Genomic DNA, 21,269 nt, shown 5'->3' with positions numbered 1-21,269 from the left:
ATGAACATCTAGGAGCCTACCGTCGAAGTAAAATTCAGGGCTAAAGTCGCCGACGATTTCTGGAGTGTATTCGCAGCCGAAGTTGGCAGGGAGTATTGAATGCACAAGGCTTCACTGCTTCCTGCAGGCAGGGTTCGGGGCGAGGAAGTTCCGCTGAACTGGGATCCGGCATTCTTTGCTATTACCTCGGATCCACCCGAGCAAGTAACTTTGGACCCAGTGCCAGCAACAGTTGCGTTAGCTCTCACGCTAATAGTCATTCCCTTGCCCAAAGTCCCTGAGACGTCTTCAGTTATAGTTCCGCTGATTGTATAGGGGGCAGAAATGGATCCGGTGTTCTTTACTGTCACCGTTGAAGCCACGCTAGATCCCGGGTAAAGATTATTGCCGGTGATCACCATTGGATAGCTTTTCAAAGTGGCTGTTCCGTCAGTCGCGCCAACGCCTAGGGCGACCGTGGCCGATTCTATGGATGACGTTGCCGTTGCGGTCCCAGTCCACGCGGCAAGAGTGGAAACCGAACCAAAACCTACCAAAATCCCCATGGCCAAGAGTGCTTTAACCTGCATTGCCCTTCTGCTCATGGAAGTTCTCCTTCGGTGTTGTTTGTTCGTTGTGCTCTTCGCTTGGAAGATAAATAAAGTAGACAACCAGCCAGCGCTATTCCTATGCCCAAAGGAACGATGTTGGAGTTGAATCCGGTGTCTCCCAGGCCATCTGGTTTGTGCCCCTCTGGTGGTTCGACCGGCGGCGACTCTGGGGATCTAGGCGGTTCATCCTCGCCTGAGCCGAAGAGCTCTTTGGCATTCACCACCACTCCCAGCTTCTGCTCCACTAAATCTTGGGATTGGTTTGGCGCTTCACGTGGTAACCACAGCTGAACTACTACTTCGGTAGCTTCACCGGCATTCAATTTTGTTTCTTTGGTGTTTACCGGAATGATTTTAACGGCAGAGTCGGTAACACTGCCTCGTGGTTCCACACGGATGCTTATTGGCTGTAGCCGATCATTTTTCACCCAGAAACTCTGTTTCAATTTGTCTCCCGGGACCAATACCGCGGTGTCTGCAAAGAGCACTGGCGGCTTGAGCGAATAATTGCTTCCATCCGTGCTGTAGCTCAAAGAGTCACTACCATTTGATGGTTCCACAGCTTGAGCGAAGCTTGGAAATACCCCGAGACTCATAAAGATGATCGTTGAAAGTGAGAGCCAGATACGTAGTTTCATGACCCTTCTTTCACTTTTTTGTCACGCCAGGCTCCAAAGAGCATCACACACGCATACGCAAGCAAGCCACCCACGGCGACTCGGGTCAACCAAATACGCTGTTCACCGGTCAGAGCAGAGTTCGCATAACCCAGATACGGTACCGAGTACCAGAGACTGCCACGGACTTGCTCAGTGATAACTGGCTCGTCATCGGTGTTGTTGGCATCTCCGCGGAGGGTGAGACGTTGTTCGCCGTCGGTGGTGGCACCCATACCAACCACCCGGTGGGTAATCACCTCGGGCTCGCCAGATTCCAATTGGTAGGTCAGCACGTTGCCGATGCGGATGTCTTCAGGCGCAATTGGCTTCACCACGATGAGGGTGCCAGGTGGCAAGCTCGGACGCATCGAACCAGTGAGCACCGTATATGCTGTGCTGCCGGTAAGCCGTGGAACAACGATCATGACGGTGATCAGTGCGAGCACTACAAAGAGCGCGAGCCAAGAAAAAATCTGACCAATCCACCACAGGGTGCCAGTCTTATTTTCTGCGGCTCGACGTTCCGCGCGCGTCATGACGTTCATTTCTGTTGCCCCACGAAATTCAAAACAAGCTTGATTCGTCCGCCCGATGCGGATTGTGGGGTGTTGGACGGAACTGCCAGTCTGACGCACAGGCTTTCGGACGAAGCCTGACTGCCTGAAATTTCAAGTGGGCGGACCGAGTTAAAACTCGCGTCTTTAGTAGCCGGGCCCTGATACAGCATTTCACCGCTGAGGTTCTGCTGGCTAGTACAGTTTTCCGCGCTCATTCCCGAATAGATGCTTAGAACTACCGAAGACGACAAGGCTTTATCAGCAGCGGTCGGAGCATTGGGCACACTAGAGACACCAGCCAGATCGTAATTTAATCCGGTATCTCCGGCAACGCTTAGGGTTAACGGTGCTTGAGTAAAACCACCGGGAACTAAAAATTCGGAGTTTAACTCTTTGAATTCATAAGCTTTGGCGGCGTATCTACCGTCGCCTGCCAGTAGTTCCATCCGTCCGGTAGTGATCGCAGTGGGCTCGATGCTTCCTTCGGCGCGCCAACTAGCAACCGTGCCTTGGGCGCTGAGAAACAGCACCAAAAGCACGGCCGCTAGCATTGCAGCTTTTAGTTGCTTAGGCATGAAGGAACCTGCGAGACCTACCTTGTTTAGCGCACCTGGTTCAGGGTCAATGTCAGTTCGGTCAGGTCAATGTCCACGTCCATGGTGGTATCTGGCGTGCTTGCCTCGGTGCCCTCGACAAAGGTCACGGTGATGTTTACCGGCAGTTCGTAGGTGCCTTCGCCTTCAAAGCTCAGGATTCCGTCGTTGTTGGTCAGCCCAGCAGCTTCCTCATCAAGATCGAGCGCAATCTGTACTTGGTCCGTTAGCGCGGCGGGTACTGCGCCGGTCGTTCCGGCGACCAACTCGCCCTTGATGTTTTTGCCTTCTGCATTGATCGTGACGATCTGGTCAAAAGAAACGGTGTCCCCGGGAACAAGCTCGTCTGTAGCGGGGTCGAATGGTGTACCTGGACTACCAGCGGAAATATCGGTCCACTCACCTGGTGCCGTTGTTGTGTCTAGTGTCAGGTGACCAGTTGAGACGGTTCCCGCGTCAACGTTCTGGACTGCCTGCCAGCGTGCCACGGTTCCTGCGCCGCCGATTAACAATGCGCCAGCTGCTACTGCCGCGATGGTTGCCTTTGTAGTTTTCTTCATTTTTGTCCTCACATATACCAAGCCCACTGCAGGCCTCACTACCAGTTAACCTCAATGGCAAATATTTTCAACGTGAGGATAAATAAAAATGAATCAAATCAACTTTGGCTTTTTCAAGATCACCGACCGGCTATTTACATCACCAGAAAAATTGTTCCAAAACCCTACTTCACTTGGTTCTTTAGGAGTCCGGAAGGAATCGGGCAACAAAATTGGTTGCCACGCGTCGCAACTAGCCAGAAAATCTAGTCCGGATGGGCAAATAGTATGGACGGTTAGCTATGTCAGTAAAAGGGCACGCAAAAAGGTGACAACCAGTACGGTTGTCACCAACGATTTGCGGTCAGACTGCCGAGCTAGACTTTAGCCGCGACCGGCTTTCGCCAACAGGCTCTTCTCCGGAGCCGAAGCAAACAGATTCAGGCCCATGGCGCGCGACAAGTGTCCGATCGCCAACTGCGCTTTCACCGAGTTGCCTGCAATATCCAAGGGTGGGGAGAACGCGCCAATAGCGCCCTTACCCGGTGCGATTGCCACGATGCCACCGGAGACACCCGACTTTGCCGGGATCCCAATCTCGAACAACCAATCCCCCGAGTGTTCGTAAAGACCACTGGTGGCCACGGCGGCTAGGGTGTCACGGCAAACGTCTGCATCCACTACCCGCTGACCGGTGACCGGATTGACCCCACCATCGGCGAGGGTCGCGCCCATGACCGCGAGATCATAAGCGGTGACGTTCAGTGAGCATTGCCGGGTGTAGACGTCCACAGCGGCCAGTGGGTCACCTTCGATGCGACGGTAGCTTTTAAGTAGTCGACCTACGGCTTTATTTCGTTCATTAGATTCGGATTCAGAGGCATACACGTCATCGTCCAGCGTCAGTTGGCGTCCGGCAAAGGCGGAAAGTCCGGAGCGGACATTTTCCCATTTTTTAGCCGAGGTGCGGCCCGGGATCATCTCGGTGGTGGCGATCGCCCCGGCGTTGACCATCGGGTTCATCGGGTGGCCATTATTCAGCTCAACTGCCATCACCGAGTTAAACGGCATCCCGGTGTTATTCACACCGATGCGTTCACGGACAACTTCTCGGCCATGTTCTTGAACCACGAGCGCGTAAACAAACATTTTGGCGATCGACTGAATAGAAAATTCATGCTGGCAGTCGCCGACCTCGTGCACCGAGCCGCCCACGTGGGACATGGCGATGGCAAATAGATCGGGGTCCGCGTGACCAAGGATAGGGATGTAGTGGGCTAACAATCCATCATCGACATCCGAATAACGATCGTGTGCCTCGCGTAGAAGCTCGTCAATTTTCTGGTGTGCCAGCGAACCGGTAGATACCTGCTGGACAACATCATCGAAATCGGTAGGGATGGTGTCGTTCCCGTCCGAAGGATAGTTCATGTTCACCCACTTTCTACTTATGTTTTTACGTTTTTCTCTGCGCTATCTTGAGACTATCAATAGCGCTCCTACTTGGCATCAAGTAGTGCATCATTACACAGTACGAGCGTCTTGCAGCGATCATTTCTTACCCAGAATAATTGTGTTCTCCCCGACATTGTGTAGAGCCTTACAGCGCAAAGAGGCCTAGTTAACCTAGCATTTTAGATATGGCTAAGGGAATCACTTTTCACACACGCAAATGGGTTCGCCCCGAAGATCTCAACGCAAACGGCACACTGTTCGGCGGAAGCCTGCTGCGTTGGATCGACGAAGAGGCGGCCATCTACTCGATCATCCAGCTTGGCAACAAGCATGTGGTCACCAAGTTCATGTCTGAAATCAACTTTATCGCCTCCGCTAAGGAAGGCGACCTGATTGAAATGGGCCTGACCGCAATCGACTTTGGTCGCACCTCGGTCACCCTGCGCGCCGAAGTTCGCAACATCTTCACCCAAGAATCGATCTTGACCATTGAGAAGATCGTATTCGTCAACATTGGTGAAGACGGTAAGCCTGAACCACACGGTTATGACCACATCACCTACACCCGTGATCGTATCCCGCTGGAAATCACCAAGGCGCTGATCTAGTTTTCTCACCGATACCCTCAGCCAGCATTGAGTTGACGGTGCTGTGCCCCAGTCCGCGTTGTGCGGGCTGGGGCATTCGCGTATCTAGGTTCAGCGTAACTGCCAATATTTTGGTGTGAAAACCTCTTGTCGACGGTCCGCTGTTGGGGCAAAGTTTATCGTGGGCGTAGTTCGCGCCCGGCCCCACCAGCTACCGAGGTATGAGCATGAGCAAGATGATCTTTGTAAACCTACCGACCGCCGATCTGGCCAAGTCCGATGCCTTCTACTCCGCTATGGGTTACGAGAAGAACACCACCTTCTCGGACGAGAACGCAACTTCTTGGATCGTTGCCGAAAACATCTTGATCATGGTGCTCCGTGAAGAGTTCTTTGCCAGTTTCCTGGTGGACGGAGATGTTCCCGCGCTGGGTTCCAAGCACCGCGAAGCCTTAAATGCACTGTCCGCGGAGACTCGCGAAGAGGTGGATGACTTTGCCTCACGCGCGGTCGCTGGTGGCGGTGGCATCTACCGGCCGGCCGACGAACCATTCCCCGGCATGTACCAGGTGGCCGTCAAGGACCCCGACGGGCACGTCTGGGAAATTGCGTGGATGAGCCCCGAAGCGATGGAAAACCCGACACCGTAGCCCAACTTTCCTCACGCCCGCCACTGGCATTATGGTGCCGGTGGCGGGGTGAGGTTTTCATTTGTGGGTCGACTTCGTTTGCGGTGCAGTTTTTTCATGCCTCGAGCAGGATAAATAGGCTGTGGCCACCGCGGCGCCAACTCATCTCCTAAGGTGACCCCGCGCAGCCTGCGCCCAAACATTGGAAGCACCCATTGGCGTAGCCATTCCACGTCTCGTCTGGTGGCTTGAATGAAACCGATGCGCCGGGCATCGGCGAAGGGCTCAAAAACCAGCTGGTGGTTTGCGCCCAAGAGTTCCAAAATGCGAATGGCCATATAACGGTGTCCCGCACGGTTCATGTGCAGCTTGTCGACATCCCACATGCGCCGGTCCGCGTAAACATCCCACTGCCAGTAGTCCACCAGCGTCACGGTATCGCCATATTGCGCGGCAAGTTCGCGCACGCAGTCATTAAACTTCCAGTTGCGCCGCTTGAAGGGTGCGAGCATCGGATGCACGGGAATATCAAAACCGGTGAACAGCAGGATTTGCGCCCCCGAAGTGGCGAGCCTTTCCACCGCGGCGCGATAGTCGGCCAGCACCTTGTCCAGGTCTTTGCGGAATTCGAGAATATCGTTGCCCCCGGCGTAGAAGCTGATCACGTCGGGATTCATCGCCAACGCCGGTTCAATCTGTTCTTCGATAATCCGATCCAACCGTCGGCTGCGAATACCCAGATTGGCATACCGCCATTGCGGATCTTCCTTCGAAAGTTGCTTAGCCACTCGGTCCGCCCAGCCGCGCACCCCGTTGGGTAACCGTGGCTCCCAATCCCCCACACCCTCGGTGAAGGAATCTCCGATTGCCACAAAAAGCCGACTCATGACTGGTTACGCTACGCAGCATGAGTGTCTGGTGCGTTGCGAGGAAGCAAACGCGCGGTCACTGCCCGGTGACAGTTTTGCGCAGCTCACGCTCGGCGCCAAGGTTCTCCATCACCGTTTGACTGCCATTCTTGTGATAATCGGCGGCAATTTGCGCGGTATTCATTCCCATCTCTGGCCCCGTGAGCGTGGGCATGGAACGCAGTAGCATTGCTGCCGAAAGGATCTCACCGACCGGGTTAGAACTGAAAAATGACTTGAAAGGACTTTTACTGTTCGTTTTCCCGATGTCCATATTTTTTCTGTGCACGCAAAAGCGAACGTTCAGAAATCACGGTGGAGAGCAATAAGGTCAATGCGGCAAAAAGTCCGGGAACGTATTTTGCGAAGGTGCCCTTCGGAACATCTGAAAGCAACCAAGAAGTTAGGAAAAAAATAGCCGCAGCTAAAACAACCGATCCGATGAATACCAGCACTCGCTTTTTCTTGTCGATACCTTGCCAAATTGGCAAAGTACTATCTGAATCGTCGTTGGAGAGTCCTAGATATTTCAGCATTTTTCTCCCGTACTGGTCGTTTAACTGTAGTAGTCCTCGGCCCTGCGCACGTTCTGTATTTCATACCGTAGAGCGCAAACATCCGTCAGGTTTTCAATATAGACACTAACCAAACCATAAATTCTACGCAATCATACTTAAGTGTGAGGGTGACGGTGCCGCAATATTTGTGTGCGAACGCGGTTCACTTTCGCGAATTCCGGTCACCAAAACAACTGGATCTTGCAATGAAACGCACATGAACCTCTGTGCGCACCAAACGCCCCATCCAGGTGCTAAATGACCTTGCCCGACGACTGTTAAAAACGGAGCCACTATGTTTTCCCACGCCACAGACAACGGTGTCGTCCGCTCAGAATAACCGGACTGCGTCCTGGCTTGGCCTGGGAGAGCCCAACGACGCTAACTGTTTAACAAAACCACAACCACGTTCCGACTCGTAGGCAATCAGAGACTACGTCGCCTCGCGACGAGATAGTGCGTCAAAACTTCTCACTCTATGAATGCGAATCTCAAAAACCTTCATGCCATTTTCAGCAGATTCTTCATAGATTAAGGAAACGGTTTGCGTATCCATCGCACGAAGCCCGACATCGCGTCGATGACAAATCCCGAGTTTCTTGAAGGGGGGCAAACCTCTTGACTGTGCGCTGCATCACTGATTAGCTGTGGACAGTTACTGGTCAGACCAGTAGCCATCTCGCTGCCGACGATTCGAAAGCAGGAACGGTGCCAGTTCACGTCAAAAATTATCCGGACGGTCTACCTATTGGTGAGCACTGGGTGCCCTGCGAGCACAGTGATCCGATTATTTTCCCCTTCGATTCCTCGGTGATCGCCCAAGCCCCGGTAGGTACGGTAGCCCACGCGAGCCAAGCCTTGGATGCTGCTGCGTCCGTGCGCCAAGAAATGGCAAAGCTCAGTGCTGGCACCCGACGCTCAATCCTGTTGGCGGTCCAGCAGAAAATCGCTGCCGTATCCGAAGGGCTAGAAAACCTGTTGGTGTGGGAAACCGGTAAACCGTTGATCGATTGCCGGGTAGAGGTGGCCCGTAGCCTCACCACGTGGGCGGCCGCCGCCGAAGAAGTCGCGCACCTGCATGGGGAAACTGTTCCGCTAGATCTGCAACCCTCAGGTGAGGGCATGATCGGTTACTGGACCCGCAGGCCGGCTGGAGTTGTCATCGGCATCGCCGGATTTAACTATCCTCTGCTCTTAGCAAGTCATAAGTTGGCGCCGGCTCTCGCCGCCGGATGCCCGATCATCTTAAAACCGGCACCCAATACCCCGTTGACGACGCTGTGGGTAGTGCACCTGATTCGCCAAGCACTGACCGAACACCAGGTCAGCGCGGGTGCGGTACAGCTGGTGACCGGAGGAATCGAGGTCGGCGAAAAGCTAGTGGAGGACCCACGGGCCGCGGTAGTTTCTTTCACCGGGTCCGCGGCAGTCGGCCACCAGATCGCCAAGAACGCCGCCCCACGCAAGGCGGTACTTGAGCTCGGTTCAAATACCGGGTTCATCGTGGCCGCAGATGCGCGCATCGAAGATGCGGTGGACGCGGTGATTCGTGGCGGTTTCTACGCCAACGGGCAGGCATGCATTTCGGTGCAGCGGGTGCTATTAGACGCTAAGATCGCCGACCAGTTTCAGCGCGAACTACTAGCCCGACTAGACGAAGTGGTTGTGGGAGACCCACGCAGTGCCCAGACCCGGGTGGCTCCGTTGATCAACGAGACCTCCAGTAACCGCATTTTGCAGTGGATCGACCAGGCGGTAGCTGGTGGGGCAAAGATCCTTGCAGGAGGCAAGATCGAGGCCGGCAGTATCCTGCCCACGGTGATGAGCCAGGTGCCTACCGAGGCGAAATTGTGGTGCGAGGAGATCTTTGGACCGGTGATTTGTTTGCATCGATTTGATGACTTGGACAGCGCGTTTGAGCTGGTGAATGACTCGCGGTATGGGTTGCAGGCGGCGATTTTCAGTAGCAGCCTGAAGACCGCGTTCCGCGCCATCGAGGAGCTCGAGGTTGGCGGGGTGGTGGTCAATGAAATTCCCGGGTTCCGTTCCGACATCATGCCTTATGGTGGGGTCAAAGATTCCGGGATCGGCCGTGAAGGGCCACGTTTTGCTATCGAAGAATTCACTGTCACCCGCATGGCGATCATCCGACCCTAGGCATAACGTTTCGAAAGTAGGTAAGCACCGATGGATTACACCCAGCTTTTTGAATTTTCCGGCCAGCGCGTATTGGTGATCGGCGCGGGCAGTGGGATCGGACGCGAGGCCGCCCTTGCTTTGGGAGCCCACGGCGCGCAGGTGATCTGCGCGGACCGCAATGTGTTGGCGGCCCAAGAGACCGCGCAACTGCTGGGAACGGCACCGACCGTGCTCGAATTAGACGTGCTTGATCATGAGGCGGTGAAAGCCACCGCTGCAGAGTTTAAGGACATCACCGCGTTGGTGTTTACCGCCGCGATGAATGTGCGCAAAAGAATCGTGGATTACACGATGGAGGAATTTGATCAGGTGGTGAATCTGAACCTGCGCGCTTCTTTCGCGCTGATTCAGGCTTTTGCTCCGCGGCTGGCAGAAAATGGTGGTGGGTCAATCATCGGAATCGCCTCTATTCGGGCGTCCGTGGTGGAACCGGGACAGAGTGTTTATGCGGCCACCAAGGCGGCGTTGGTGCAGCTGGTGCGGACCGCAGCGGCCGAGTTTGGGCCCCAGGGTGTGCGGGTGAATGTGGTTGCCCCGGGTGTGGTGGAAACCCCGCTGACCGCTCAAATCAGCGCAGACAAAGAGTGGTACAACGCGTATGCGTCCAAGAGTGCGTTGGGCCGCTGGGCGAAACCCGAGGAGATGGCCGGGGCCATCGTGTATCTGGCCTCGCAGGCTTCCAGCTTTGTGACCGGGTCGGTGCTGACCGTGGATGGTGGGTGGACCGCCATCGATGGCCGCTACAACCCACCGGAATAGGCGCTCACAGATGTCGCAGCTTCCACGAAGCCCGGCCAAACCACGAGCCTTTGAAGCGATCGTGAGCCACGTTGAAACACGCGTACTTTCTGGGGAATTGAAGGTTGGTGATCGGTTGCCCGGCGAGCGCGAACTGGTAACCCAATTCCAGGTCGGTCGCTCGACGGTACGTGAGGCCATGCGGGTGCTTGAATCCAACGGTCTCATTGCCTCGCGCCCGGGAGATCCACGCGGTGCTCTGGTACTTAGCCCAAGTCCGGCTCCGCTGGGCAAGCTGATCACCCATTTGACCCACACCTCGGCTTCTAGTCTGGTGGATCTGTTGATTTATCGGATGACCTTGGAGTCCTCGGCGAATTCGTTGGCGGCCATTCGACGTAGCGATGCAGACCTAGTACAGCTCGAACGGACGATAACGCTCATGGGTACGGCACGACCACAAGGCCAGGCAGCGTTCAGCCGGGCCGACCTCGATTTTCATGAGGTGGTGGCGAAGGCCAGTGGGCACACGCTGTTACACATCTCTGCTGCGGCGGTGCGGCAATCTATCGAGCAGCTCATTGCGCGGACTATCGAAGAAAGTAGTGATGATGAGGCGCTGATGGCGCGCACCATCGAGCACCACCAGAAGGTGTTCAACGCGATTCGAGATCGGGACGCGCATCTTGCCGAGCATCTGGCCCGTAGTAGCCTCTTTGAGTACTACGCTCATCTGGTGCCCGCTGACCAGCGCGATGCTTTGGCAGCGCTGGCCTCATTTGGTAGCCCGGACAGCGTTTAGTCCAGGGTGTCCCATAACGGGCTGGCGCTGGCCGGACGGTGAGTTTCATACCAGCGTGCTGCCTGCAGCACCGCCGCATCGGCGCCCACCGGACCGGAGAGCTGCACGCCGATAGGTTTGCCCTCACTGGTGAACCCGCAGTTCACCGTGGCCGCCGGCTGACCGGACATGTTGTAGGGCACGGTGAAGGCAATGTGGCTCATGGTTGCTAGTGGATCTACCACCGGCATCGGCTGCTCGGCGGGAAATGCGGGCATTGGGGAGACCGGGGAGATCACCAGATCAAAGCCGGAAGTCGCAGCGATGGTCGCCTGTTGCATTTGGTCTATGGCACCAAAGTTTCTGATGGTATCTGCCCCATCAAAGGTGGAGCCTACGGTGCACCAGGCAACAATGTAGTCCAAGACCTTGGTCTGGTTTTCTGCCGACAGTTCGCGGTAGTCCGCCCACGACCGGGTGCGCCAAAACCTGTCCAAGCGGTCGAGCATCTCTTGAGTGATAAATGGGTCAAGGGTTTGCACGGTTGCCCCTGCCTGGGCAAAGAGAGAAGCGACTTCCTGCACCGCGGCCAATACTTCTGGTTGTACCGCAGAGCCGGCATTAGCCTCGGTATGGAGCGCAATGTTGAGTGAAGCCACGCCCGAGAGACTGCCAGCCCAGTCTTGTGCTGGGTAAGGCCTCGCGGTGTAGTCGCGCACATCTGGTTGGCCGAGGATGGACATGAATAACGCAATGTCATCCACGCTGCGCCCCAAAGGTCCGGCGGCCCGACCCAGATATGGGGCGTCTAGCGGGATCAGACCAGCACTAGGTTTAAGCGTGGCTAGCCCCTGCCAGCCACCGGGTAGCCGGATAGAACCGCCAATATCTGTTCCTATATGTAAAGGACCGTATCCGGCAGCCGCAGCAGATCCGGCCCCGGCACTTGACCCTCCGGTGGTCCACGCCGGATTCCAGGCACTGCGTGAAATCCCATGCAGGCTGGAGACTCCGGAGGACAACATCCCCCAGTCCGGCATCGTGGTGGAACCCAAGATGATGGCGCCGGCTTCTAAGATTCGGTCGGTGATTGGCGCGTTGTGTGTAGGCACCTTCGGGTTGGGCAGGGCGGTGCCGGAGGGCATCGGGATTCCCGCACGGGCCACGTTTTCCTTCACGGTGGCCGGAACACCATCGAGCACCCCACGTTCGGTCCCGTTAGCCCAGCGTTTCTCACTGCGCCGTGCTTGGTGCAGAATATCTTCCGGGTCAAAGCGGTACATCGCGTTCAGTACCGGCTCGCGCTCTTGAATGCGTTGGATCACCGCGCCGGCGACCTCAACCGGGGAAAGTTCCTTGGCCGCGTATGCGTTGCCCAGCTCTCGGGCGCTCAGTTGGTGCAGGGCGGTGCTGGGGTCGGAGAGCTGAGACATGGGGACCTTTCACGGTAAGCGCGAAGTGCTAGCGCAGGGACAATTCGTTGCGAAGCGACATCGAGGAGTTAACCAGGGTGCGGGTGTAGTCATGTTGTGGATGCTCGTAAATTTGCTCGGTACTCCCGCTTTCCACGATTTGTCCGTTGGTCATCACCACCACGTTGTCGCACAGATGGCGCACGACCCCCAGGTCGTGGGAGACAAATACGAGGGTCAGCTGATAGTCATCGACCAGATCCGAGAGCAGGTTGAGCACCTGGGCACGCACCGAAACATCCAAGGCGCTGACCGGCTCATCGGCCACCAGCACCCGGGGTTCACAGATCAAGGCGCGGGCAATCGAGATACGTTGGCGTTGGCCACCGGAGAACTGGTGCGGGAAACGTTCGGCCGCATCCTGTGGCAACCCGACGGACCCCAACATCTCGGCCACCAGTTTGCGTTGCCGTGCGCTGTCCACCTTTTGTCCCGGCGCGAGTAGCGGTTCGGCAATAATGTCACGGACCCGCATGCGCGGGTCTAGAGATCCCATAGGGTCTTGGAAGACGATTTGCAGCTGCTGACGCAGTTGCACCAGGTCGCGTTCCTTCGCCCCGTTAATCTGGTTACCGGCAACTTTTACGCTGCCCGAGGTGGGCTGGTCTAGGCCTGCCAAGATACGTAGCAGCGTTGATTTGCCGGATCCTGATTCCCCGACCACACCAAAGCGTTGCCCGGTGGCCACGTCAAAAGATAGGCCACGTAGTGCGTGGACCTGTGAGGGTTTTCCAAAGAGTGTGGAGCGGGCCACGGGGTAACTGCGGTGCAGATCTTTGACGCTGATCACCGGTTCGTCCTCGCTGGAGCTTGCGGGCGTCGCGTCGGTTTCGCTGCGCTCTTCGAGCACCACCACGGGCTCGGCGGAAACCATCGGCTGAGCTTCGTTGACGGTAGGCGGAACGTAGGCGGCGGCCGAGGCTACGGTGAAGAGCCTGCCCTGTTCATCGGTGGCGTTCAGATCTGAGGCGGCCAGAAGTCCCCGAGTGTAAGGATGCTGTGGGTTGGTGAAGACCTGTTCGGTACTCCCCTCCTCCACTACCTGTCCATCATTCATTACCAGGACTCGGTCACAGACGTTGGCAACCACCGAGAGGTCATGGGTGATAAAGAGCAACCCGGTTCCCATGTCGGTCACCGACTCTAAGATCAGGTCAAGGACTTGGCGTTGCACGGTGACATCCAGGGCGGTGGTCGGCTCGTCGCAGATCAGCAGTCCTGGGTTGTTTGCCAATGCCATGGCCAGCATGGCGCGTTGACGTTGCCCACCGGAAAGTTGGTGTGGGTAGGCACGTGCGGCGCGTTGTGGGTCCGGTAGTTTGACCGATTCCAGCATTTGAACGGCGCGCTCGCGCGCTGCGGAGCGGGAAGCGACTGTTTTGTGGCTGGTCATGATTTCAGCGACTTGTGGGCCCACCTTCATCAGTGGGTTCAGCGCGGTCAGTGGTTCTTGGAAGACCATAGTCATTTCTTTGCCACGGATCTTTTGCCACTGCCTGTCGCTGGCGTCCACGAGGTTTCCGTCGTGTCCTGCAAAGCTGATGGAGCCTTGGGCGCTGACGCCCTCAGGTAGTAATCCCATAAGCGCCGAAGCGGTCATTGACTTACCCGACCCGGATTCGCCGATGAGTCCCACCCGGTCGCCGGGTTGCATACTCAGGTTAAAGTTGCTGACTAGGGTCCGGGCTTTGGTGCTGATGGTGAGATTTTTGACCTCAATCAGGCCAGCGGCCTTCTGCTGTATATCCACGCTCAGCGTTCTCCGTTCAGTTTCGGGTCAAAGCGGTCGCGCAGACCGTCGCCAAGGAGCGTGAAGCCAAGCACCGCAATCGCGATGGCGGATCCCGGCCAGACGGCAAGCATTGGGAAGGTGCCAAGGAACTGCTGGGATTCTTGAAGCATGCGACCCCAGGAAGGTACCGGAGGCGGCGTACCCAACCCAAGGAAAGATAGCGCCGCTTCTGCCAGTACCGCGATGGCGAAGGACACCGAACACTGGACCACCACCATGCCGACAATATTTGGCATTACATGGCGCCGAGCAATACGCCAAGAACTCTGGCTGGAGGCTCTGGCCGCCATGATGTATTCGGTGCTCATCACCTGCAAGGTTCCACTGCGTGCCACTCGGGCAAAACCGGGGATGGAACCAATACCGATAGCGAGCATCGCGGTCAGCGTACTTGCCCCAAAGACCGCACCAAACATGATGGCCACCAAAAGGGCGGGGAAAGCTAACAGAATGTCGGCGCCGCGCATGGTGACTTCTTCGGTGATGCCCCGACGCATTCCTGCCAAGATGCCTAGCGGAGTGCCGATTAGCAGGGCAATGCCCACCGCCACCAACCCCACCATCAAGGTGATACGGGCGCCATAAAGAATTCCGGAGAAGACGTCGCGCCCGTACCTGTCGGTGCCCATCAGGTGAGCTGCGCTTGAACCTTGCAGGCGGTCCGCGGGGAAAGCTTGCACCGGGTTATACGGCGTCCAGATAAAGGAGACCAAGGCGGCAATGACCACGACTGCCACCAAGATCGCACCAATAATGAGGGTGGGTGAGAATTTACGGCGAGTTTTTGTCGCTAAAAATTGTTCCTCGGCCATTACGCGCCCTTTCGAATTCGTGGATCCAGCACGGTGTAGAGCACGTCCACGACCAGGTTGATGATCAAGGTGATCGCGACCAAAACCATCACCACTGATTGCACGGTGAGCAGATCACGGTTGCCTACCGCGTCCAATAACATCGAACCCAACCCGGGGATCACGAAGACCCGTTCAATTACCACCGCACCAATGATCAGCGCGGCTAATTGCACGCTGGTCACCGTGAGCACCGGAATTGAGGCGTTGCGTAAACCGTGTTTGATCAGCGACTCCAGTTTGCCAAGCCCCTTGGATCTGGCGGTACGTAGATAGTCTTCACTCATCACTTCCATTACCGCCGAGCGAACATAGCGGGTCAGGATTGCTCCCTGTACCGAGGCCAGAGCTAGTACCGGCAGCACCACACGGGAAGCAAAATCTGAGAAGTCTTTGCCCGGTGGAGTCCACCCGTTGGCAGGCAACCAGCCTAACCCCACGGCAAAAACCACCACCAGCAAGATTCCGGCCAAGAAGTTGGGGATGGCTACCCCTAACTGGCTGATCCCACTGACGATAATTCCGCTGGGATTACGGTGTTTCACCGCCGCATAGGTGCCAAAGGGAATAGCAATCGCCAGGGCCACAATCATGGCCAGGATGACAAGGATCAGGCTGACCTGAACCCTGTCGATAATCAGTGGACTGATGTCTTGCCTGGTGACATAGGAGGTTCCAAAGTCGCCGAAGGGTAACCCCAGGGCCCAGTCGAAGTACTGCACAACGAGTGGACGGTCCGTACCGAATTCGGCTCGTGTTTTTGCCAGGAGCTCCGGGGTGGCGTTCACACCCAACGCGATCTGAGCCGGGTCTCCCGGAATAGCGCGCATGAATAAGAACACCGCCACCGTAGCAATCACATAGGTGACAACAAATCTCACGAGGTTGATCAGTAAACGGATACCCAAAAGTGTCTCTTCCGGTCGGCTTGCTAGTGGACTACTTCCAACCGAAATTTGTCAGATCCAACGCTTCGGTCACGGAGTTCGCCGGAATGCCGGTGACATTCGCGTCGGCCACCACAATGTTGGGGAAGATGAACAGCGTATCGGCGGCTGCGTCATCCACGATGGTGCGCACCACCTTCTTCATCCCCGAGACGTAACCTGCCTCATCTGCGGCATCGGCTTGGGCGGCGATGTCCTTGATCTTTGAGTTGTCATAACCCAGGTAGTAGTCCGGGTTGTTGAACATCGCCAACACATCGCGGCTTTCCACGGCGAGCACCACCGACATTTGGTAGTCCTTCTTGGTGAAGACCTCATCAAGCCACACTGCTGGGAATTCGGCAGATTCGATTTTCGCATTGATGCCCACGTCTGCGAGCTGTGAAACTACGATTTCCGAGACTGCGGTGGCGTATGGCCGGGTGGGAACGGTGAAGGTGATGTTCAGGTTTTCCACTCCGGCATCCTTGAGCAAGGCTTTCGCCTTGGCAGGATCATGCGGGTACACGTCGTTGAGGTCTTCATAGTATGGGTCCGTGGTTGGGACCGGTCCGCCAACCTTTGTCCCGTAGCCATTCCATGCGGTGTCAATGACCGCTTGGCGATCAATCGCGTACATCACTGCCTGGCGAACGCGTTTGTCATCAAACGGCGCCTTCTTGTTGTTCATTGACAAGATGATTTCACCGTTGGAGGTTCCATCAAGCACCTGGTACTTGGGATCTGATTCAAAGCTGGAGAGTAGCTCCGGTGACTGCATGTTGTAAACGACATCCACGTCCCCGGACTGCAGGGCGTTGGTGGTGGCCACCGCGTCGGCAAAGTAGCGCAGTGTCGCGGTTTCGACCGCTGGCTTTTCACCCCAGTAGTCATCACGGGTGACAAAATCTATGGATTGACCGCGGTTCCACGCGTCGATGGCGTATGGGCCGGTGCCGATGGCCTTATTCGCGAGGTCTTCCACACCACTGGGATCAAATATCGCACCAACTAAAGTTCCCATGTCGAAGAGCCAAGCGTTACTCGGCTTCTTCAACGTGATAGCTACTTCGGTATCGCTGTTGACCTTGACGGAATCGACGATGTCCATCTTCTTTTTCAGACTGGAAACCCAGGCATCAGACTTCACGCGTTCGATACTGAACTTCACGTCATCTGCGGTGAAGACTTCACCGTTGGAGAAGGTGGCTCCCTCACGAAGTTTAAAGGTGTAGGTCTTATTGCCGTTGCTTAGTTCCCATGACTCGGCCAGTAGTGGCTGGATTTCGCCATCTTGGTCGATCTCTACGAGGCCCTCATATACGTTGGACATCAGCGCTTGGGGAATTGCTGCACCCGCTGTCGTGGTGAAGTCTAGGTTGACCGGTTCTCCGGTAAGCGCGAGGGTCACTCCGGTTTTGGCTTCAGTTCCGTCAGCGCTTCCACCTCCGGAACCAGCCGAACAGGCGGTGAGGGCTAGCGAACCAGCCATGACTACCGCGGCCAGGCGGACGTAGTTCTTTTTCGCGCTCATGAGTTCTCCATCGGGTCATCAGGTATGCCAGTGATATGACCCACACAACACTATTTATGTTGATATTTCTACTAGGTTCTCCGGTCTTACCAGTGATCGTAATATTAGTGCCCAAGGACGGGACCGCGCGAACTGTGCTCCTCTTATCCACAACTCACAGCGATCAAAGGATGGTGCTATGCGCAGTCTGTCAGTCACCAGGCCGTTCCGACACTGCCTATGAACGAGTGATCCAGTAAATTGACGAGGCGATTATTTTCAAGCAAATCGAGCCCGGTCAGCATCTACGACGCGGAAGAACCGTACTAGAAAGTCTTGCGCATGATCAGTCGCGGCATTCTGCTGGCCACCGCATCGGTGACACCGATGACCTCGAAGCCCACCGCCTCGAACATCTTGCGCGTGCCAACAAAAGCCATGGTCAGATCCATGCGCCCTTCGGGATCCACGGGGTATGCTTCGACGGCCGGGGCACCTAGTTGTTTCGCATAGTTCAATGCCCCTTCGAGCATGTGGGTGGTGACCCCCTGGCGGCGATAACCGCTTCGCACCACCACACAGATAATGCTCCACACCGGCACGTCATCCACCGCACGAATGAGCTTTGAACGCTCCAGTAAAGGAATCTGCTTCCGGGGACTAATACTGCACCAACCTACCGGTACACCGTCCTTATAGGCCACAACACCAGGTGCGATGGGTTCGGCGCTCAAAGAACGCATCGCGTCGACGCGGTTTGCCGCACCTAACTGCTCGATCTCCTTGGCGCCTAAACGGTGAGATAAACACCAACAGTGCTTTTCGCGCCCCATGGGATTAAGTACCGTCGCGAAGTCTTCGAATCGTTCCGGCGTTACCGGCAGGACTTCCCATTGCGCAGCCTCCTCAACGGGCCTCTGAATGATAGATTCCATGGCACTATCTTGCGCTTTCTTGATCTTCAGAGATAGTCCCAACAATTTCTTCGGGTTTTCCCTACCTTTCTTCTACGGATCTCTCGGTGTTATCAGCAGACCGGTCAGAATACTGTTGAGTTATGACTTCGACACCTAAGGTTTTACCGGTGAGCAAAGCTCCCCGTCCCCCGCTGAGGCTGGGTTCCACCTTGCTGCATATGGCATTGTTGGGCAGCTTCGGCTTGGTTCTCATTTCACTGCTGCTCGGGTGGCTAGGCTTGGGAATCGGCCTGACACTGGTGCTGGGCTTAGGCCTAATCTTCTTAGCCGGGTTGCTGTACACCATCTTTGGAATTTCCCGTTTAGAGGTTCTACGTATCAGCGGACTTTACGACATCGAGGTAGCTCCGCTAGTTTGGCGGGCTCGTCGCCGTGAAGGATTTGGCGAATACGTCCGTTCGCTGGGACGCAATGTCGCCAACGGACGCATGTGGGCCGCGATGGGAAGCTTCGTTTTCTCCTGCTTCGCCGGCGGTTTTATGCTCGGCGCCCTGCAGTGGACGATTCATTCCCTCATTGTCGCTTTCGCCCCACTGACCGGGGTGGACACCGTCACCGGTCCATTCTCTATCGTTACCAAAGCCTCCCAGGCTCCCTGGCTTTTGCTCGTCGCCGTCGCTGGCGCCGCAGTTGTTGTCGGGCTGGCCTTCCTACACCGAATTGTCACCATGGGAATCATCGGTTCCCTGACCAGGGAAACGGAACTCACCGAACGAGTGCGCACCACGGCGGCACAGCGTGAAGGCGCCGTACGAGCCGCCGAAGTTGAACGCACCCGGATTGAACGTGACCTGCATGATGGGGTCCAACCACGGTTGGTATCGGTGGCGATGACCTTGGGGCTGGCGCACCAGCAGATTGATAGCAATCCACAGCAGGCCAAGGAATTGGTGGCCGAAGCCCATGCCTCGACCAAGTCCGCCATTACCGAGTTACGTCAGCTCACCCGAGGAATTTATGCCTCGGTACTCGATGACCGTGGCCTGGATGCTGCGCTCTCAGCGGTGGCCGGCCGCAGTCATATCCCCGTGGAACTCGATGTGCAATTGAATGGACGCTACCCTCGGGTGACCGAAGCAGCCATGTACTTCTCCATTGCCGAGGCGTTAACCAATGCCGCCAAACATTCTAGGGCCCAGCGTTGCCTCGTGACAGTGCGACTGCGTGAAACCAACGGACAGCACAGCTTGTGGGCTCGTATCGAAGATAACGGCGTGGGTGGCGCACGCATCACCCCGGGCGGCGGGCTTGATGGGATCACCAATCGCGTCGTAGCGGCCGGTGGGACAATCAGCTTAGACAGCCCACAGGGTGGTCCAACTGCTCTGGAGGTGAACGTGCCATGCGCGTACTAATTTGTGAAGACTCGGTACTACTACGCGAAGGCCTGGTGCGTCTGCTAGTGCACTCTGGCCACGAAGTGGTCATAGACCTTCCGGAGGCCAGTGGCCTGATGGAATTCCTCGACTCGGCGTCCGAAGAACAGTTCCCGCAGATCTGCATCTTAGATGTCCGGCTCCCACCGACTTACACGGACGAGGGAATCCGCGCGGCCTTGCAAGTACGCAAGAAATATCCGGATCTGCCGGTACTGGTGCTCTCCCAATACGTGGAAGAACGTTACGCTTCGGAACTAATTTCAACCCAATCCGGAGCCATCGGTTATCTGCTCAAGGACCGCGTCGCCGATGTCAGCGAGTTCATTGCCTCGCTGGAGCAGATCGCAGCAGGCGGAACGATCCTCGATCAGGAAGTGGTGGCACAGCTGTTGACTCGCCGCAATCATGATGACCGCATGCAACGCCTGACCGACCGGGAACGCACCGTCCTAGGTGCCTTGGCCGAAGGAAAATCCAACCAAGCGATCGCCGCGCTGCTCTTTCTCTCGGAGGCCAGCGTGGAAAAATACATCACCTCAATCTTCCAGAAACTCGGCTTAGAAGCCGATGGAACGGGTAACCGGCGTGTGCTGGCAGCCCTGGCCCATATTGAAACTCTGGGCACCACTCGCACAGACAGGACAGGATCATGACCACCACCGAAACCAGCACGCTGCCACCGATGCCCCCAACTAACCGGCGCAAGGCCAAGCCCGTGAACACCATCCTGATGATCTTGGGAGCATTGGTAGTGCTCACCTTGCTGATCACTACCGCACGAAGTGCCGTGGCCTCATTGAATCGTGAACAAAGCACCCAAACCCTTGATACCGCAGGAGTGACCAGCCTAGAGATCTCCGCGAACTCCGGAAGCTTTGAGCTAGTTTATGCAGATGCCACCGAAGCTACCCTGGAAATCGATAGCGCAAACGGTTCGGATTGGAAGCTCTCGCGTCAGGGAGACAAACTTGTCGTTGACTCCCCCAATTCCTGGGGTAACTGGTGCTTCTTCGGTTGCGGCTTGTATAACAACGAAGCGACACTGATCCTCCCGAAATCTTTGAATGACGGAAGGCTCGACGCCAATTTCGATTTAGCCGCCGGCGACTTCACCGCGGTGGGTGCTTACAAGAACTTGGTCGCCGAGGTTGGTGCCGGTGAACTGGACTTGTCCGGTACCGCGCAGTCGGCGGAAATCCATCTCGGAGCGGGGAAAGCCGAAGTATCCCTTGCAGACGTGCAACACGCAGTCTTCGATATCTCTGCAGGTCATATGGCCGGCAACCTGACCGGTACCGTGCCACAGAGTATCAACGCAGAAGTCAGCGCAGGTTCGTTGGATCTAGAACTGCCAGATGGATCCTACGATGTGCGTCAGACCATGGACGCGGGAAATCTTTCGAATTTGCTGGTGACAGATCCAAAGTCGCCTCACAAGATCTCGATTGAACTCTCGGCAGGCAACGCCAAACTGAGTTCAGGCTCGGTAACCAGCAAGTAGTCAGCAGGACAAATCATAAAAACCGGCCTCGGTGAGAAGCATTTTCTGCTTCTCACCGAGGCCGGT

General features: G+C 56.2%; 23 protein-coding genes. 8 read left to right on the top strand and 15 right to left on the bottom strand.

From position 1 onward, the window contains the following. Positions 1-8: 8 nt before the first annotated feature. The 6 genes from CQ011_RS10020 to glsA form a co-directional block, all read right to left on the bottom strand. Positions 9-584, bottom strand: a complete 576-nt coding sequence (locus CQ011_RS10020) for a hypothetical protein (protein WP_105677568.1) — start codon at positions 582-584, stop codon at positions 9-11. After that, positions 581-1,228 carry a hypothetical protein gene (locus CQ011_RS10015; protein ID WP_105677567.1) on the bottom strand — a complete coding sequence of 216 codons (648 nt, stop codon included), beginning with the start codon at positions 1,226-1,228 and terminating at the stop codon, positions 581-583. Before CQ011_RS10015 ends, CQ011_RS10020 begins: the two co-directional genes overlap by 4 nt. Then, positions 1,225-1,794, bottom strand: a complete 570-nt coding sequence (locus CQ011_RS10010; RefSeq protein WP_105677566.1) for a signal peptidase I — start codon at positions 1,792-1,794, stop codon at positions 1,225-1,227. The genes CQ011_RS10015 and CQ011_RS10010 overlap by 4 nt, the downstream gene beginning before the upstream one ends. Next, positions 1,791-2,381: a hypothetical protein gene (locus CQ011_RS10005; RefSeq protein WP_105677565.1), complete on the bottom strand. Its 591-nt coding sequence runs from the start codon at positions 2,379-2,381 to the stop codon at positions 1,791-1,793. Before CQ011_RS10005 ends, CQ011_RS10010 begins: the two co-directional genes overlap by 4 nt. 26 nt (positions 2,382-2,407) lie before the next feature. Continuing rightward, positions 2,408-2,959 (bottom strand): alternate-type signal peptide domain-containing protein, encoded by a 552-nt coding sequence (locus CQ011_RS10000; protein WP_105677564.1) that lies wholly within the window; start codon positions 2,957-2,959, stop codon positions 2,408-2,410. A 363-nt stretch (positions 2,960-3,322) separates the two neighbouring features. Further along, on the bottom strand, positions 3,323-4,369 hold the full coding sequence (gene glsA, locus CQ011_RS09995) for a glutaminase A (RefSeq protein WP_105677563.1): 1,047 nt from the start codon (positions 4,367-4,369) through the stop codon (positions 3,323-3,325). Between the two features lie 209 nt (positions 4,370-4,578). On the opposite strand from glsA, the gene CQ011_RS09990 reads away from it, so the two are divergent. Beyond that, positions 4,579-5,001 carry an acyl-CoA thioesterase gene (locus tag CQ011_RS09990; protein ID WP_105552734.1) on the top strand — a complete coding sequence of 141 codons (423 nt, stop codon included), beginning with the start codon at positions 4,579-4,581 and terminating at the stop codon, positions 4,999-5,001. Between the two features lie 206 nt (positions 5,002-5,207). After that, the gene (locus CQ011_RS09985; RefSeq protein ID WP_105677562.1) at positions 5,208-5,630 is read left to right on the top strand and encodes a VOC family protein; all 423 of its coding nucleotides are present in this window, start codon (positions 5,208-5,210) and stop codon (positions 5,628-5,630) included. 29 nt (positions 5,631-5,659) lie between these two features. Here CQ011_RS09985 and CQ011_RS09980 read toward each other — a convergent pair whose 3' ends face one another. From CQ011_RS09980 to CQ011_RS09970, 3 genes are all read right to left on the bottom strand, one after another. After that, complete coding sequence (locus tag CQ011_RS09980) at positions 5,660-6,496, bottom strand: SGNH/GDSL hydrolase family protein (protein ID WP_105677561.1); 837 nt, start codon at positions 6,494-6,496, stop codon at positions 5,660-5,662. A 58-nt stretch (positions 6,497-6,554) separates the two neighbouring features. Beyond that, a complete protein-coding gene (locus CQ011_RS17795) occupies positions 6,555-6,692 on the bottom strand; it encodes a hypothetical protein (protein ID WP_181148066.1) in 138 nt (45 codons plus the stop codon). A 73-nt stretch (positions 6,693-6,765) separates the two neighbouring features. Next, complete coding sequence (locus CQ011_RS09970) at positions 6,766-7,053, bottom strand: hypothetical protein (RefSeq protein WP_105677559.1); 288 nt, start codon at positions 7,051-7,053, stop codon at positions 6,766-6,768. Between the two features lie 729 nt (positions 7,054-7,782). On the opposite strand from CQ011_RS09970, the gene CQ011_RS09965 reads away from it, so the two are divergent. Genes CQ011_RS09965 through CQ011_RS09955 form a run of 3 tightly spaced genes read left to right on the top strand, consistent with a single transcriptional unit; the run spans position 7,783 to position 10,813 of the window. After that, the gene (locus CQ011_RS09965; RefSeq protein ID WP_105677558.1) at positions 7,783-9,231 is read left to right on the top strand and encodes an aldehyde dehydrogenase family protein; all 1,449 of its coding nucleotides are present in this window, start codon (positions 7,783-7,785) and stop codon (positions 9,229-9,231) included. A 30-nt stretch (positions 9,232-9,261) separates the two neighbouring features. After that, complete coding sequence (locus CQ011_RS09960; RefSeq protein WP_105677557.1) at positions 9,262-10,032, top strand: SDR family NAD(P)-dependent oxidoreductase; 771 nt, start codon at positions 9,262-9,264, stop codon at positions 10,030-10,032. Between the two features lie 10 nt (positions 10,033-10,042). Continuing rightward, a complete protein-coding gene (locus CQ011_RS09955; protein ID WP_181148065.1) occupies positions 10,043-10,813 on the top strand; it encodes a FadR/GntR family transcriptional regulator in 771 nt (256 codons plus the stop codon). Here CQ011_RS09955 and CQ011_RS09950 read toward each other — a convergent pair. The 6 genes from CQ011_RS09950 to CQ011_RS09925 form a co-directional block, all read right to left on the bottom strand. Next, positions 10,810-12,225 carry an amidase gene (locus CQ011_RS09950; protein WP_105677555.1) on the bottom strand — a complete coding sequence of 472 codons (1,416 nt, stop codon included), beginning with the start codon at positions 12,223-12,225 and terminating at the stop codon, positions 10,810-10,812. The two genes, CQ011_RS09955 and CQ011_RS09950, sit on opposite strands and share 4 nt — an antisense overlap. 28 nt (positions 12,226-12,253) lie before the next feature. After that, positions 12,254-14,014 carry a dipeptide ABC transporter ATP-binding protein gene (locus CQ011_RS09945; protein ID WP_286161151.1) on the bottom strand — a complete coding sequence of 587 codons (1,761 nt, stop codon included), beginning with the start codon at positions 14,012-14,014 and terminating at the stop codon, positions 12,254-12,256. A gap of 2 nt (positions 14,015-14,016) precedes the next feature. After that, positions 14,017-14,868 carry an ABC transporter permease gene (locus CQ011_RS09940; RefSeq protein WP_105677554.1) on the bottom strand — a complete coding sequence of 284 codons (852 nt, stop codon included), beginning with the start codon at positions 14,866-14,868 and terminating at the stop codon, positions 14,017-14,019. Beyond that, entirely contained in the window at positions 14,868-15,815 is a 948-nt protein-coding gene (locus tag CQ011_RS09935) for an ABC transporter permease (protein WP_105677553.1), read from the bottom strand. Before CQ011_RS09935 ends, CQ011_RS09940 begins: the two co-directional genes overlap by 1 nt. A 31-nt stretch (positions 15,816-15,846) precedes the next feature. Beyond that, complete coding sequence (locus tag CQ011_RS09930) at positions 15,847-17,367, bottom strand: ABC transporter substrate-binding protein (protein WP_105677552.1); 1,521 nt, start codon at positions 17,365-17,367, stop codon at positions 15,847-15,849. A gap of 305 nt (positions 17,368-17,672) precedes the next feature. Next, positions 17,673-18,281: a GNAT family N-acetyltransferase gene (locus CQ011_RS09925; protein ID WP_105677636.1), complete on the bottom strand. Its 609-nt coding sequence runs from the start codon at positions 18,279-18,281 to the stop codon at positions 17,673-17,675. A gap of 122 nt (positions 18,282-18,403) precedes the next feature. Between CQ011_RS09925 and CQ011_RS09920 the strand changes: the two genes are divergently transcribed. From CQ011_RS09920 to CQ011_RS09910, 3 genes are read left to right on the top strand one after another with little or no spacing between them, the layout of a single operon-like run. Further along, positions 18,404-19,678 (top strand): sensor histidine kinase, encoded by a 1,275-nt coding sequence (locus tag CQ011_RS09920; protein WP_105677551.1) that lies wholly within the window; start codon positions 18,404-18,406, stop codon positions 19,676-19,678. Further along, positions 19,666-20,355 (top strand): response regulator transcription factor, encoded by a 690-nt coding sequence (locus CQ011_RS09915; protein ID WP_105677550.1) that lies wholly within the window; start codon positions 19,666-19,668, stop codon positions 20,353-20,355. The genes CQ011_RS09920 and CQ011_RS09915 overlap by 13 nt, the downstream gene beginning before the upstream one ends. Then, positions 20,352-21,203: a DUF4097 family beta strand repeat-containing protein gene (locus CQ011_RS09910; protein WP_105677549.1), complete on the top strand. Its 852-nt coding sequence runs from the start codon at positions 20,352-20,354 to the stop codon at positions 21,201-21,203. Before CQ011_RS09915 ends, CQ011_RS09910 begins: the two co-directional genes overlap by 4 nt. Positions 21,204-21,269 lie beyond the last annotated feature (66 nt).

The organism is Arthrobacter sp. MYb213 (assembly GCF_002979915.1).
GTDB lineage: Bacteria > Actinomycetota > Actinomycetes > Actinomycetales > Micrococcaceae > Glutamicibacter.
This window is presented reverse-complemented; position numbering and strand designations above follow the sequence as displayed.

Excerpts from the sequence above, each read along its gene's own strand:
- CQ011_RS10020 (WP_105677568.1), bottom strand. The coding sequence starts at position 584 with ATGAGCAGAAGGGCAATGCAGGTTAAAGCACTCTTGGCCATGGGGATT.
- CQ011_RS10015 (WP_105677567.1), bottom strand. The coding sequence starts at position 1,228 with ATGAAACTACGTATCTGGCTCTCACTTTCAACGATCATCTTTATGAGT.
- CQ011_RS10010 (WP_105677566.1), bottom strand. The coding sequence starts at position 1,794 with ATGAACGTCATGACGCGCGCGGAACGTCGAGCCGCAGAAAATAAGACT.
- CQ011_RS10005 (WP_105677565.1), bottom strand. The coding sequence starts at position 2,381 with ATGCCTAAGCAACTAAAAGCTGCAATGCTAGCGGCCGTGCTTTTGGTG.
- CQ011_RS10000 (WP_105677564.1), bottom strand. The coding sequence starts at position 2,959 with ATGAAGAAAACTACAAAGGCAACCATCGCGGCAGTAGCAGCTGGCGCA.
- glsA (WP_105677563.1), bottom strand. The coding sequence starts at position 4,369 with ATGAACTATCCTTCGGACGGGAACGACACCATCCCTACCGATTTCGAT.
- CQ011_RS09990 (WP_105552734.1), top strand. The coding sequence starts at position 4,579 with ATGGCTAAGGGAATCACTTTTCACACACGCAAATGGGTTCGCCCCGAA.
- CQ011_RS09985 (WP_105677562.1), top strand. The coding sequence starts at position 5,208 with ATGAGCAAGATGATCTTTGTAAACCTACCGACCGCCGATCTGGCCAAG.
- CQ011_RS09980 (WP_105677561.1), bottom strand. The coding sequence starts at position 6,496 with ATGAGTCGGCTTTTTGTGGCAATCGGAGATTCCTTCACCGAGGGTGTG.
- CQ011_RS17795 (WP_181148066.1), bottom strand. The coding sequence starts at position 6,692 with ATGCCCACGCTCACGGGGCCAGAGATGGGAATGAATACCGCGCAAATT.
- CQ011_RS09970 (WP_105677559.1), bottom strand. The coding sequence starts at position 7,053 with ATGCTGAAATATCTAGGACTCTCCAACGACGATTCAGATAGTACTTTG.
- CQ011_RS09960 (WP_105677557.1), top strand. The coding sequence starts at position 9,262 with ATGGATTACACCCAGCTTTTTGAATTTTCCGGCCAGCGCGTATTGGTG.
- CQ011_RS09955 (WP_181148065.1), top strand. The coding sequence starts at position 10,043 with ATGTCGCAGCTTCCACGAAGCCCGGCCAAACCACGAGCCTTTGAAGCG.
- CQ011_RS09950 (WP_105677555.1), bottom strand. The coding sequence starts at position 12,225 with ATGTCTCAGCTCTCCGACCCCAGCACCGCCCTGCACCAACTGAGCGCC.
- CQ011_RS09940 (WP_105677554.1), bottom strand. The coding sequence starts at position 14,868 with ATGGCCGAGGAACAATTTTTAGCGACAAAAACTCGCCGTAAATTCTCA.
- CQ011_RS09930 (WP_105677552.1), bottom strand. The coding sequence starts at position 17,367 with ATGAGCGCGAAAAAGAACTACGTCCGCCTGGCCGCGGTAGTCATGGCT.
- CQ011_RS09925 (WP_105677636.1), bottom strand. The coding sequence starts at position 18,281 with ATGGAATCTATCATTCAGAGGCCCGTTGAGGAGGCTGCGCAATGGGAA.
- CQ011_RS09920 (WP_105677551.1), top strand. The coding sequence starts at position 18,404 with ATGACTTCGACACCTAAGGTTTTACCGGTGAGCAAAGCTCCCCGTCCC.
- CQ011_RS09915 (WP_105677550.1), top strand. The coding sequence starts at position 19,666 with ATGCGCGTACTAATTTGTGAAGACTCGGTACTACTACGCGAAGGCCTG.
- CQ011_RS09910 (WP_105677549.1), top strand. The coding sequence starts at position 20,352 with ATGACCACCACCGAAACCAGCACGCTGCCACCGATGCCCCCAACTAAC.